The 12,608-nt window shown below is 67.7% G+C and carries 11 protein-coding genes; 4 read left to right on the top strand and 7 right to left on the bottom strand.

Translation table 11 applies throughout. The annotated features are described in order from the left end of the window. Positions 1–11: 11 nt before the first annotated feature. The 5 genes from MU582_11050 to MU582_11030 all read right to left on the bottom strand — a co-directional run bounded on the left by MU582_11050 (position 12) and on the right by MU582_11030 (position 6,118). Positions 12–584 carry a protein-L-isoaspartate carboxylmethyltransferase gene (locus tag MU582_11050; GenBank protein UPK72988.1) on the bottom strand — a complete coding sequence of 191 codons (573 nt, stop codon included), beginning with the start codon at positions 582–584 and terminating at the stop codon, positions 12–14. Between the two features lie 7 nt (positions 585–591). Then, positions 592–2,361, bottom strand: a complete 1,770-nt coding sequence (locus tag MU582_11045) for a glycoside hydrolase family 15 protein (protein UPK72987.1) — start codon at positions 2,359–2,361, stop codon at positions 592–594. Positions 2,362–2,457: 96 nt separating this feature from the next. After that, entirely contained in the window at positions 2,458–4,341 is a 1,884-nt protein-coding gene (locus tag MU582_11040) for an ABC transporter ATP-binding protein/permease (GenBank protein UPK72986.1), read from the bottom strand. 131 nt (positions 4,342–4,472) lie between these two features. Beyond that, positions 4,473–4,835 carry a DUF3054 domain-containing protein gene (locus MU582_11035; protein UPK72985.1) on the bottom strand — a complete coding sequence of 121 codons (363 nt, stop codon included), beginning with the start codon at positions 4,833–4,835 and terminating at the stop codon, positions 4,473–4,475. Then, positions 4,832–6,118: a DUF445 domain-containing protein gene (locus MU582_11030; protein ID UPK72984.1), complete on the bottom strand. Its 1,287-nt coding sequence runs from the start codon at positions 6,116–6,118 to the stop codon at positions 4,832–4,834. The genes MU582_11035 and MU582_11030 overlap by 4 nt, the downstream gene beginning before the upstream one ends. Before the next feature lie 87 nt (positions 6,119–6,205). Here MU582_11030 and MU582_11025 point away from each other — a divergent pair, with 87 nt between their 5' ends. From MU582_11025 to MU582_11015, 3 genes are all read left to right on the top strand, one after another. Beyond that, entirely contained in the window at positions 6,206–6,949 is a 744-nt protein-coding gene (locus MU582_11025; GenBank protein UPK72983.1) for a CPBP family intramembrane metalloprotease, read from the top strand. A gap of 85 nt (positions 6,950–7,034) precedes the next feature. Beyond that, positions 7,035–7,229, top strand: a complete 195-nt coding sequence (locus MU582_11020; GenBank protein ID UPK72982.1) for a hypothetical protein — start codon at positions 7,035–7,037, stop codon at positions 7,227–7,229. Between the two features lie 72 nt (positions 7,230–7,301). Continuing rightward, positions 7,302–8,666, top strand: a complete 1,365-nt coding sequence (locus tag MU582_11015) for an SPFH domain-containing protein (protein UPK72981.1) — start codon at positions 7,302–7,304, stop codon at positions 8,664–8,666. Positions 8,667–8,675: 9 nt separating this feature from the next. Here MU582_11015 and MU582_11010 read toward each other — a convergent pair whose 3' ends face one another. Then, the gene (locus MU582_11010) at positions 8,676–10,640 is read right to left on the bottom strand and encodes a glycoside hydrolase family 3 C-terminal domain-containing protein (protein UPK72980.1); all 1,965 of its coding nucleotides are present in this window, start codon (positions 10,638–10,640) and stop codon (positions 8,676–8,678) included. 111 nt (positions 10,641–10,751) lie between these two features. Between MU582_11010 and MU582_11005 the strand changes: the two genes are divergently transcribed. Further along, a complete protein-coding gene (locus tag MU582_11005; GenBank protein UPK72979.1) occupies positions 10,752–11,915 on the top strand; it encodes an ROK family protein in 1,164 nt (387 codons plus the stop codon). Here the strand turns inward: MU582_11005 and MU582_11000 are convergent. Then, positions 11,902–12,552: an MBL fold metallo-hydrolase gene (locus MU582_11000; protein UPK72978.1), complete on the bottom strand. Its 651-nt coding sequence runs from the start codon at positions 12,550–12,552 to the stop codon at positions 11,902–11,904. The genes MU582_11005 and MU582_11000 overlap by 14 nt on opposite strands. Positions 12,553–12,608 lie beyond the last annotated feature (56 nt).

The following is a 12,608-nucleotide window of genomic DNA, read 5'->3' as shown; positions in this document are numbered from 1 at the left end:
TTTCGGCATCCTCAGCGCAAGGGTACGAACCGGTAATGCCCGTGTTCGGTGACGACCGGTGCGGATCCGTGTTCGCGCCGTACGCGCAGCATGACGCCGTTGACCACCACGACCATCGTGGCGTCGTCTCCCAACTGGTCGACCAGCGGCCCGGGAATCGTTGCGGCCTCAGCCGAGACCAGGATGCGATCGTACGGCGCCTCTGGCGGCCAGCCGAGAACTCCCTTGTGTGCAAGGCGATACTCGGCCCATGGGAGTTGCTGGCGGGCGACGTTCGCCGCACCCCAGGCGCCGATCAGCTCGTCGATCTCGACACCGATGACGCGGCCGGACGGCCCGACCAGCCGGGCGATGATCGCCGTCGTCCAGCCGGAGCCGGCGCCGACGTCGAGAACTCGAGCGCCCGTGCTGACGCCGAGGAGCACGATCTGGTTCAGCACCGTGGTCGGCTGGGAGTTGGTCTGGCCGGCGCCGATCGACAGGGGGCGGTCCTCCCCCGCCCACGGACGCTGCTTCTCGGGGAGGAAGTCACGGCGGTCCGTCGCCCGCATCGCGTCGGCAACGGAACGTACGTCGCTGTCCATGGCCCCTTCACCCCTGGCCGGACAGCGCTCTCGCACAGTTGACGAGCCCCACGTGGCTGTACGCCTGTGGTGTGTTGCCGAGCTGCCTCGACGTCGGCACGTCGTACTCCTCGGCGAGCAGACCCAGATCGCTGCGTAGCGTGAGCAACCGCTCGAACAGTTCGACCGCGTCGTCGCGGCGGCCGATGAGGTGGAGGGCGTACACCATCCAGAAGCTGCACGCGAGGAACGTCCCCTCGGTGCCCTCCAGCCCGTCGACTCCGCCGTCTGCCGACGGGTCGTACCGCAGGATCAGGCCGTCGCGGGAGAGCTCACGCCCGATTGCGTCCACCGTGCCGACGATGCGCGGGTCGTCCGGCGGGAGGAACCCGGTGCGTGGCATGAGCAGCAGCGCGGCGTCGAGGCCCTGCGAACCATAGAACTGGGTGAACGTGTTGCGCTCGGCGTCGAAGCCCTTGCTGCACACCTCGGCGTGGATCTGGTCGCGGGCAGCGCGCCACCGATCGACCGGGCCGTCCAGTCCGAACCGCTCGACCGCTTGGACTCCGCGGTCCAGGCCGACCCAGCACATCACCTTCGAGTACACGAAGTCGCGCCTGGGACCTCGTCCCTCCCAGATGCCGTTGTCGCGCGCGGTCCAGTTTCGCTCGAGATGGTCGAGCAGGGCCTGCTGGATGTCCCATGCATGGTCGTCCGGAGCGAGTCCGACGGTACGTGCGAGGTGCAGTGAGTCGAGCACCTCGCCCCAGACGTCGAGCTGGAGCTGCTCGGAGGCGGCGTTGCCGATGCGCACCGGGCGCGAGCCTTCGTACCCAGCGAGCCAGTCGAGCTCTGCCTCGGGCAGCCTCCGGGTGCCGTCGACGCCGTACATGATCTGCAGATCAGCCGGCTCACCCGCGACCGCACGCAACAGCCATGCGCGCCACGCTTCTGCCTCGTCGTCGTACCCGCAGCCGAGCAGCGCACCCAGCGTGAACGTCGAGTCGCGCAGCCAACAATAACGGTAGTCCCAATTGCGTTCGCCGCCGATCTGCTCGGGCAGGGACGTCGTCGCGGCGGCGAGCACGCCTCCGGTCGGCGCGTACGTCAGCGCCTTCAGGATGATCAGAGATCGGCGTACGGGCTCAGCCCAGCGGTCGGGTACGTCGGCGGTCGCGATCCAGTTGCGCCAGAACGACTCCGTGTCGCGCAGCGCCCGCTCCGGATCGACGGGCGTCGGCGCAGGTAGGTGCGACTCCTGATGCGTCAGGACGAACGGCACTCGATCGCCCGCAGCCACCTCGAACGTCGCGTACGACCCGAGGTTTCGGCCGTGCACCGCGACGGGCGTACGAAGCCACACGGCGTCGGGACCAGCTACCGCCTCGAGCTGCCCGGAGGTGTGCCGCACCCACGGGACCACGCTGCCGTAGTCGAACCGCAGCTTGAGGCTCACCTCGACCGTGACGCGGCCGCTGACGCCCTCGACGATCCGGACGATGTCGGCAGCCTTGCCCCGAAGCGGCATGAAGTCGATGACCCGGATGGCGCCGTCCGGGGTATCCCACTCCGTCTGCAGTACGAGTGTGTCACCTCGGTAGCTACGGCGTGTGCACTCCCGGGCGCCCGCCGGCGCGATGCGCCACCTGCCCGCATCCTCGTCGGCCAGCATCGCGGCGAAGCACGCCCCCGAGTCGAACCGCGGCAGGCACAGCCAGTCGACTCCTCCGTCCTTGCCGATCAGAGCCGCCGTCTGGAGATCGCCGACGAGCGCGTAATCCTCGATCCGTTGTGCCATGGAACCTCCGCAGCTGTGCTCTCCCGTCCGTCATACCCGCAATCGGTCGGACCGGCAAACGGTGCGTAGCGTCCCGAGGTCGGCGATCAAAGCGTCTCAGCGGACCACAGCCCGCTCCGTTCCGTCGCTGAACTGGGTCCGGTAGAGCTCCTCGTAGCGTCCGCCTCGATCGAGCAGCTCGTCGTGGGTGCCTCGCTCGACGACCCGACCTGCTTCGACGACCAGAATCTGGTCGGCGGCGCGAACGGTCGACAGGCGGTGCGCGATGACGATCGCGGTACGCCCGTCGAGTGCCTCGTTGAGGGCGTGCTGGACATCGGCCTCGGAGGTCGAGTCGAGATGGGCGGTCGCCTCGTCGAGGATCACGACGCGCGGCTCCGCGAGGAGCAACCGCGCGATGGTGATGCGCTGCCGCTCGCCGCCGGAGAACCGGTATCCGCGCTCCCCCACGACGGTGTCGAGCGCTTCGGGTAGCTCAGCTACTAGCCCGTCGAGACGGACGCGACGCAGGGCATGCCACAGGTCGTCGTCGGTGGCGTCGGGTCGTGCGAGCAGTAGGTTCGCACGGAGCGTCTCGTGGAACAGGTGACCGTCCTGGGTGACCATCCCGAGCGAGTCGCGCAGGGAGTCGGCGCTGAGGTCGCGTACGTCGACACCGGCGAGCCGGACGCTGCCCGAATCGGCGTCGTACAGCCGGGGCACGAGCGAGGCGATCGTCGACTTGCCCGCGCCGGACGAGCCGACCAGCGCCACGAGCTGACCCGGCTCGACCCGGAAGCTCACATCATGGAGCACGGCCTCGCCGCCGCGAGTGTCGAGCGACGCGACCTCCTCGAGGGAGGCGAGGGAGACCTTGTCCGCCGAGGGGTACGCGAACCCGACGTCGTCGAACTCGACCGACACCGGCCCTGAGGGGACCGGCCGGGCGTCGTCGGAGTCGCGGATGAGCGGCACCAGGTCGAGGACCTCGAAGACCCGCTCGAAGCTGACCAGGGCGCTCATCACCTCGACGCGAGCGCTCGCGAGTGCCGTCAGCGGAGCGTACAGCTGGGTGAGCAGCAGCGCCAGCGTGACGACGGAGCCGGCTTCCAGGTCGCCGCGCAGTGCGTAGAACCCGCCGAGGCCGTACACGAGCGCGAGTGCGAGTGCGGAGACCAGCGTCAGCGCGGTGACGAAGATGACCTGCAGCATTGCAGTACGTACCCCGATATCGCGTACGCGCGATGCGCGGACCGCGAACTCCCGCGACTCGTCGCCCGGTCGACCGAACAGCTTGATCAAGGTCGCACCCGGCGCCGAGAACCGCTCGGTCATCCGGCTGCCCATCACCGCGTTGTGGTTCGCGGCCTCCCGCTCCAAAGCCGCGAGCCGCCGGCCCATCAGCCGCGCAGGGAGTACGAACACCGGAAGCAGAACCAGAGCGAGCAGCGTGATCTGCCACGAAATCGCGATCATCACCGCGAGCGTCAGCACCAGCTTCACCAGGTTGCTCACGACGCCGGACAACGTGTCGCTGAACGCACGCTGTGCGCCGATCACATCGTTGTTCAACCGGCTGACGAGCGCACCGGTCTGCGTACGAGTGAAGAACGCGACCGGCATGCGCTGGACGTGGTCGAACACAGCGGTACGGAGGTCGAGGATCAGGCCCTCGCCGATCGTCGCCGACAGCCACCGGGTCAGGACGCCGAACGCGGCCTCGCCGATCGCGAGCAGTGCGATGATGATCGCGAGCGTGCGTACGACCGAGAACTCATCGCCTGCCGTGATCGCGTCGACGACCCGGCCCGCGAGAACCGGGGTGAGAACCGCCATCGCGGCCGCGACTGTGCTGACCAGGAAGAACGCGATCAGCTTCGAACGATGCGGACGCGCGAACCCGAGGATCCTCCGCAGCGTCGCCCGCGAGAACGGGCGACGGTCCTCCTGTGCGTGCATCGCGTGGTACATCGACGTCCACGCGGTGACTTCCATGCTCATGTGGTTCCAACCCCCTGGATCTGCGAGCTGCGGCGACCGCAACACTAGAACCTCAACTTATGTTGAGTTCAAATTCGACGGCCCGGCGTCAGATCGCCGTAGCAGGCGAATCATTCACCTGGTGAACTATGCTACGCGCGACTGACAGTGTTGACGATCAGTCTCCAGCCGATCATCAGCACACCGAGCACGATCAACGTAACGATCGCGAAGGACACCGCAATTCCCTGGCCGCTCGCATATCTCAGCGCGAGCCCGCACAACGCGGTCAACAGGGCGACCGCGCCACCCGCGGCCACCCGGGAGTACGTGGTCGCGGAGATGGTGAGGACGACGACCGCGATCAGCAGGCCGCCGAGGAAGGGCCACAGAGTACGAAGCACCTCGTCGGGTGGGAACGCGCCGTCGCCGTCGTGCTGCATTCGACCGATGGCGACGAAGACCACGACCGCAAGGGCATCGAAGAAGAGCCCTCGCCCGTCCACCCGCGTCATACGAGAACCGTAACGGTGTGTATCAGCAACCCGACCAGGCCGCCTACGACTGTGCCGTTGATGCGGATGAACTGGAGGTCTCGGCCCACGTAGAGCTCGATCCGGTTCGCCGTCTCGCGACCGTCCCAGCGGCCGACGGTGTCGGAGATGATCGTCGTCACCTCGGCGCCGTACCTGCCGACGAGGTACGCCGCAGCGTCCTCCGCGTACGCGTCGACCCGACGCTGTAGCTCGGCGTCGGTCGAGAGCCGGTCGCCGAAGGCGCGTACTTCGGCGAGGCCGCGACGCCGGAGCATTCCCTCGGGATCGTCGAGGGCATCGGTGAGGGCGTTTCGTAGCGCCTTCCAGATGGCGATGGACGCATCTCGTACGCCCGGCTGCGACAGCACCCGCTCCTTGAGACCCTCGGCACGCTCCATCACCTCGGGGTCGTTCTGCAGGTCGTTCGCCAGATCGGCGAGCAAGCGGTCGAACGCCTTGCGCGCAGGGTGTGTCGCGTCGTCGCGGATGTCGGCGACCCAGGCAACCACCTCGATGCGTAGCCGCCGGATGACCCGCTCATCGAGCCACTGCGGGGTCCACCACGGCGCCCGCTCCGCGAGGATCCGCTCGACGACCTCTTCGTTGTCGACCAGCCACCGATGGATCTCCGAGAGGGTGAGATCGACAAGACCCTTGTGCGCTCCGTCGTCGACGACTTGGGCGAGGAGCTGACCCGCCGCCGGGCTCAATGGTTCGGCGACCAACCGTGGAATGAGCACATCACCGACGAGCGCGTCCACGTCCTCGTCGCGGACGCGACCGACGGCGGCGCCCAGTACGGTGGCGGCCTCGTCCACGAGCCGTTGGCTGTGTCGATCATCGCTGAGCCATTCGCCGACGCGCTGAGCGACGTCGGCCTCGCGTACGCGCTCTCGCACGACGTCCTCGACCAGGAAGTTGGCGCCGACGAATTCCTCGAGACTCTTCGCGAGCGCGTTCTTGCGGTTCGGGATCAGAGCGGTATGCGGGATCGGGATGCCGAGTGGATGCCGAAACAACGCCGTCACGGCGAACCAGTCGGCGATCGCTCCCACCATCGCCGCTTCGGCGGCCGCGTTCACGAATCCCAAGGCACCGTCGCGGTCGAGGGTGATCGCGTACACGACCGCGGCCGCGATCAGCAGCGACACTGCGACTATCCGCATCCGACGGAGCGCCTGGCGGCGAGCCCCGTCGTCGGTCGCGCCGTCGAGCAACGCCGGCACGGCTGGGCGACGCACCGGCTCGCGTACGTGGCTCATCGGCTGTCTCCTCGGATCGGTAGCGCCGTGGCGCGACGCTTGTCGAGCCTATGCGAACGGCGAGACAGAGTCCTCTACGCTGCGCGTATGTCGAGCCGTACGCGCATCCGGGCCGAGATCTGGATCGTGCTGGGGCTCAGTCTCGGTCAGTCCGCCGTGTACGCGGTCGTCAGCCTGATCGGCAAGCTCACCGCCGGCCCGCTGCGCGATCAGACCGCCACCCTCAACGCGTCCGAGAGCACTCGGGAGTACCTCGACCTGACGTATCAGGTCCTCGGCATCGTCTTCGCCCTCGTGCCCGTCGCGCTCGCGATCTACCTGCTCTCCGACAACGGCCGATCCGCGATGCGTACGCTCGGGCTCGATCGCCGGCGTCCCGGGTTCGACATCGGTGCCGGCGTCGGACTCGCCGCTCTCATCGGGCTGCCCGGCCTGGCGTTCTACTTCATCGGGCGGGAGCTCGGCATGACGGCGACCGTCGTGCCCAGCGCGCTCAATGAGTACTGGTGGACGGTGCCGGTGCTCATCCTGGCGGCGTTGCAGAACGCCGTACTCGAGGAGGTCGTCGTCGTCGGATATCTGATGACGCGGCTGCGGGACCTCCAGTGGGGACTGCCCGCGACGATCGCCCTCAGCGCAGCGGTACGCGGGTCGTACCACCTCTACCAGGGCGTCGGCCCCGGTATCGGCAACGCCGTCATGGGCGTCATCTTCGGCTACTTCTACCACCGCACCGGCCGGGTGATGCCGCTGATCATCGCGCACACCATCCTCGACATCGTCGCATTCGTCGGCTACGCATTGCTCAAGGAACCGCTCGGTCTGCCGTAATACACCTGCCCCGTCGGGTCCGCCGGTCGGCCGGACCCGTGCCCCGCTAGGATCGAGCGACGCACTGCGAGTCAAGGGGGCGCACATGGTCGGCAAGACGGGCCGAGTGACGGGCCGAATCGGCCCGGGCCTCGTCGGCGAGGTGATGATCGCCGTCCGTGGGGGCAGCGAAGCGTTCAACGCCTACCCCGCAGTCTCGGGTGAGTCGATCGAGGTCGGCTCGTCGGTCGTCGTGCAGGAGTACATGCCCCCGCGCAACGTCTACGTCGCGCAGCTCTGAAATCTCGGACCCCTCCAAGATTCACGTTCACAACGCCCGAACCCGGGCGCAGATCGGAGACTCTCAACCAGCATGTACATAGCCATCGGGGCCGCAGCGGCCGCCATCGTCGTGCTCATCGTCTTGTTCCGACTCGTCTGGCGAGTTGCCGAACCCAACGAAGCGCTGATCATCTCCGGCCTGGGAGCACACGGTCAGAACCTCACCAGCCTGGACAGCCTCGGCTTCAAGATCGTCGTCGGGCGAGGCACGGCAGTGCTCCCCGGCTTCCAGACCGTCCGCCGCCTCGGCCTCGACATCCGATCGACCGGCCTTGACGTCAAGTGCGTCAGCAACCAGAGCATCCCGCTGAGCGTACGGGGCGTCGTCGCGTACAAGGTGGGCGACGACCTCGCATCGATCGCCAATGCGGCGCGCCGGTTCCTGGAGCAGAGCACCGACGAGATGGAGTCCACCATCCACGAGCTGTTCGCCGGACACCTGCGCGCGATCGTCGGCGGGATGACCGTCGAGGACATGCTGCACAACCGGGAAGAGCTCACCACCAACATCCGCACCTCGCTCGCCGACGACCTCGGCAAGCTCGGCCTGGTGGTCGACTCCCTGCAGATCCAGGAGATCGATGACGAGGTGCAGTACATCCTCAACCTCGGCAAGCCCCAATCGGTTGCGATCGAGTCGAAGGCGCGTATCGCCGCCGCGGAGCGCGATCAGGAGGCGACCGTCGCCGAGCAGGAGGCCGCGGCGCACAACGCGGCCGCGGTCCGCGAGTCGTCCATCAAACAGTCGGGCTACCAGGCAGACGTCGATCGTGCGCGCGCCGAGGCCGAGCAGTCCGGTCCGCTCGCCCAGGCGAACGCTCGTCAGGAGGTCGTACGCGCGGAGACCTCGGCGGCCCAGCTCGATGCGGAGCGGCAGGAGAAGATCCTCGACACCGAGGTACGCAAGCCCGCGGACGCGGAAGCGTACCGCCAGGTGACGATCGCGAACGCCGAGCGGGAAGCGGCGATCGCTCGGGCACAGGCCGAGTCCGAGGAGATGAAGCTGCGCGGCCAGGCCGAGGCCGAGGCGACTCAGGTCACCGGTGCCGCGGAGGCGTCGGCGATCGAGGCGAAGGGCCGAGCCGAGGCCGCCGGTATCGAGGCGCGGGCGCAGGCTCTTGCCGACAACCAGGAAGCCGTCATCGCGCAGCAGATCGCCGAGCAGTACCCCGAGATCGTGAGCGCGGGAGCCTCCGCGCTGTCGAACATCGACAACCTCGTGGTGCTCAACGGTGCCGAGGGCATGGAGGACATGCTCGGTAAGGCACTCACGATGGGCGGTGCCGGGCTTGGGCTGGCACAGTCGCTCATGACATCGATCAAGAGCGAGGCGACCGCCCCCGCGACCAGTACGAACGGCACCCAGCCGGACGCCAGTCCCGAGCCCGTTTCGTGAGCCGGCGGGTCACCTGGTGCGCGTACGCAGACCGTGCCCGTAGGCGTACAGCGGGTCGTAGTCGCGGTCGCCGATGTTGATCGGCTCCTGCGCGAGCGTGCGCGGCCAGGTGACCGGCAGCCTGCCGGTGTAGGGTGCCTCGCCGAACAGGGTGTCGGCGACACCCGCACCCTCGCTGCCGGGAAGCCAGGCGGCGACGAGCGCGTCGATGCGTGCGCGTCGATCCGGATCGATGACCATCGGCCGACCCGACACGACGACGACCACGCACCGCTCGGCCTTCGTACACACCTTGTCGACGGCTGCTTTGTCGGCGTTGGACAGCTTCATCGTCTTCGCCGGGCGAGGCTTGCCGTTGTCACCTGGGTCGCCGCTCCAGCTGGGCCCGCCGACGTCGCCGAAGCCTTCGGCATATGGTGTCTCGCCGACGACCACGACGCCGAGGTCGTGCTCCCCGATCGGAGCGGAGGCGTCTTCGCTGTAGCTGACCTCGCCACCCGCGGCATCCTGGATCCCTTCGAGGATCGTGGTGCCCTTGATCTTGTTGGTCGAACCGCCCTGCCAGGTGATCGTCCACCCGCCGGCCTGGTTGCCCAGGTTGTCGGCGTTGCTCCCTGCCACGTAGATGTCATCATCGGCGTCATACGGAAGCGTGTTGCCGTGATTCTTCAGCAACACTTGTGATTCCTGCACCGCCTTGCGGGCGAGCGCACGGTGGTCGTCGCTGCCGATGTCGCCCATGTGCTCGCGCGGGGTGAACGGATCCTCGAACAGTCCGAGCTCGAACTTCGCGGTCAGGATGCGGGTCACAGCGTCGTCGATCCGCTCCATCGACACGCGCCCGGCCTCGACCTCGGCGAGCAGAGTGTCGTGGAACTCCTTGTACGAGTCGGGTTCCATGAACATGTCGATGCCTGCGTTGACGGCCGTGCGTACCTGCTTCTTCCACGTACCTGGGATCTGGTGAATGCCCGCCCAGTCGGTGATCACGATGCCGCGGAAGCCCATCGTGTGCTTGAGCAAGCCGTTGATCAGGCGCTTGTTCGCATGCATCTTCGTCGGGTTTCCGACACCGTCACCCTGCCAGTCGACGCTGGAGAACGACGGCATGACCGAGCCGACGTCGTGTCGTCGCACGGCTGGTACGTACTGTCGCAGCGAGTGCCGCCAGAAGTCGAAGAAGTTCGTGACATCAATGCCCTGGTCGAGCGTGTAGTCGCCCTCGCCGGTGCCGTACTCCGTCGCACCGTCGCCCGCATAATGCTTCGCCGTGGCGAGCACCCGGTCCGGATCGGACAACTCACCCGGGCCGCCTTGAAATCCGTCGATCGCCGTCTCGAGCCGGGTGGCGAGACTCGCCGACTCGCCGAAGCTCTCGTACGTACGTCCCCAGCGATCGTCGCGCGCGGTGCAGATACACGGTGAGAACGTCCATTGCGGCCCGGTCGCCCGCGTCTCCTCCGCGGTGATGTGTGCGGCCTCGCGTACGAGTGCGGGGTCACGGGTCGCGCCGAGTCCGATGTTGTGTGGAAAGACGGTCGCACCGTACAGATTGTTGTGGCCGTGCACCGAGTCGACGCCGTACAGCAACGGGATGCCGAGCCGCGTGTCGAGTGCGGCACGCTGGAACCGGTCCACCATGTCCGCCCAGGCCTCTGGTGTGTTCTCGGGCGGCGTGGAGCCACCGCCGGAGAGGATGCTGCCGAGCTTGTACTCGGTGATCGGCGATGCGTCGTCGTAGACCTGGTAGCGCTCGGTCTGGATCATCTGCCCGACCTTCTCCTCCAACGTCATCCGGTCGAGCAGGTCATCCACCCGCTTCGCGACCGGTAGGTCGGGGTTCTTGTACGCGGCGTCGACGCGGGTGCGCTCGGCGGCCGAGGCGGGTTGGCCGGCGACGGCGGCAGCGACCGTGCAGGTGAGGGCCGCGGCGACGATTCCGATGAGCGAGCGATTGCTGAGACGAGACGACATTTCGCTACCTCCGACGCAATTTCGTACGAACGTAGAGGCACCGATATTGCGCGTCAAGACATCTGTAAGGAATCCTATTTATTCCTTTCGGCGGAGTATTAGAGTGCCGTCATGAAGGAGTCGGAGCCGGTCACCGCACGCCGAGCGCGATCGCGACGGCTGTTGCTCGAAGCCGTCCGAACGCATGGCGCGCTGAGTCGCAGCGAGCTGTCCCGATCGACCGGCCTCGCGAGAAGCGCGGTCGCGCACGGGGTCCAAGGTCTCCTCGACGAGGGGCTGCTCGAGGAGCGCTTACCCGATGCCGCCCGGCGTACCGCGAGACGGGGGCGACCGTCCGCACTACTCGTGCCGTCGGCGCCTCCCGGCTGGGTCGCCGCGATCGACTTCGGCCACGCTCACGTATCGGTCGCGATCGCCGACACCGTCGGTGACATGCGCGCCGAGCTGCATACGCCCGTCGACGTCGACGGGCGTGCGATCGATGCCTTCGACACGGCCACGGCGATGTTCGATCGAGCGGTACGCGAGGTCGGCATCGATCCGCAGCAGATTCTCGCCGTGTGCGCGGGAGTCCCGGGCCCCGTCGACGGCACCACCGGTCAGGTCAGATCACCCACGATTCTCGCCTCCTGGGTCGATGTCGATCCCGCTCGCGAGCTCGGCGCACGCCTCGGGCGTCGGGTCCACATCGCCAACGACGCGGACATGGGTGCGCACGGTGAGCTCCGGTTCGGCGCGGCGACCGGCGCTCGCGACTTCCTCTACATCAAGGCCTCACACGGTATCGGCGCCGGGCTCGTCCTCGACGGTCGCACGTACCGCGGATCGGTCGGTATCGCCGGCGAGATCGGGCACACCCAGCTCGGCGACGGCGGGGCCTGGTGCCGCTGCGGTAACCGGGGATGCCTGGAGACCGTGGTCTCGAGTACCCAGGTGCGACGTCAACTCGCGCATGTGCTGGCCGCCGAGGGCGACGAGTGGCCGACAGGAATGCTCGAGAACCCCGTCGCGCTGAGGATCCTGACGACCGCCGGGCGCACGATCGGCCGCGTGATCGCGGACCTGTGCAACTGCCTCAACCCGTCCCTGGTCGTGATCGGCGGCGATCTGGGCACCATCGGCGTCCCGGTCGTCTCCGGCGTACGCGAGTCGCTGGACCAGTATGCCCAGCCGGCGACCGCGGCGACGGTGGACGTACGCGCCGCTGCACTCGGTCAGCGCGCCGAGCTGGTCGGAGCCATGGCGTACGCGATCGACACGCTCACCCTGCGCTGAGGTCGACCGTCGTCCCCGTGTCGAGTACCTCGAACTCGAGGTCGTACTCGCCGGCCACGCGGTGAACGTGCGCGTACACGACACCCAAGCCGTTGTCGTTGAGCAACGCATCGTGGATCTGGAAGCCGCGCCGCGCGCGTACGGCGATCATGAAGTCGAGGACCTCCCCGACCCGCGACCACGGAGCGTGGATCGGAACGAGCACGGTGTCGACCGGCACGGTCGGAACGGTGAACGAGTCGCCCGGGTGGTACACGGCACCGTCGATCAGATAGCCGACGTTCGCGACGACGGGGACGTCCTTGTGGATCAACGCGTGCTGGCCGCCGAACGTACGAACCTCGAAGCCGGCTGCCTCGAACTCCTCCCCCGGCCGCACCGTGGTCACGATGTCCGAGAGCGGTGCCAGCTTCTCCGCGACGCTCGCCGGAGCCCAGATGCGTAGCTCGGCGTTGCCCGAGGCAGCAGCGGTCAGCGCATCCGCGTCGACGTGGTCGGGGTGCTCATGGGTGATCAGCACGGCATCGGTGCCGTGCAACGCATCGGCGGCCGCGCTGAACACGCCCGGGTCGAGTACGAGCGTCCGTTCGCCTTCGTTCAGCCGGACGCACGAGTGTCCGAACTTCGTCAGGTGCACGCGAGCCTCCTTCGTCGGGCTGGATATCGTCGAGGCATGACCACCGACAACGCCAT

The organism is Nocardioidaceae bacterium SCSIO 66511 (assembly GCA_023100825.1).
In the GTDB taxonomy this organism is placed as follows: Bacteria; Actinomycetota; Actinomycetes; order Propionibacteriales; family Nocardioidaceae; genus Solicola.
This window is presented reverse-complemented; position numbering and strand designations above follow the sequence as displayed.